Genomic DNA, 334 nt, shown 5'->3' with positions numbered 1-334 from the left:
CGCTCAAGGACAAGGTCGGCGACGCCTTCGTGGACAAGGGAGAGCAGTTCTGGCTCGCAGAGGTGCGCGATTTCGCCACCGACGCCATGATGGACCTGATCCGTGCCGATCTCGCCAGCCTCGGCGTCAAGATGGACCGGTTCTTCTCGGAAAAGAGCCTTTACGGCACCGGCCGGATCGAAGCCGCCATCGCCGATCTGGACGCCAAGGGCCTGATCTATCGCGGGACGCTGGAGCCGCCCAAGGGCAAGGTGCCGGAGGATTGGGAACCGCGCGAACAGACCCTGTTCCGCTCCACCGCCCACGGCGACGATGTGGACCGCCCGATCAAGAA

Annotated in this window: 1 protein-coding gene; it reads left to right on the top strand. The window is 64.7% G+C overall.

What is annotated here, in order from left to right; translation table 11 throughout:
* Nucleotides 1-334, top strand: a 334-nt coding sequence (locus tag H2O73_RS23535; protein ID WP_220457699.1) for an ArgS family protein, incomplete at both ends; no start/stop codon positions are given.

Origin of the sequence: Vibrio marinisediminis, assembly GCF_014050145.1 — a bacterium.
GTDB lineage: Bacteria > Pseudomonadota > Gammaproteobacteria > Enterobacterales > Vibrionaceae > Vibrio > Vibrio marinisediminis.
The sequence above is the reverse complement of the archived record's forward strand: the minus strand, read 5'-3'. Positions and strand labels throughout refer to the sequence as shown.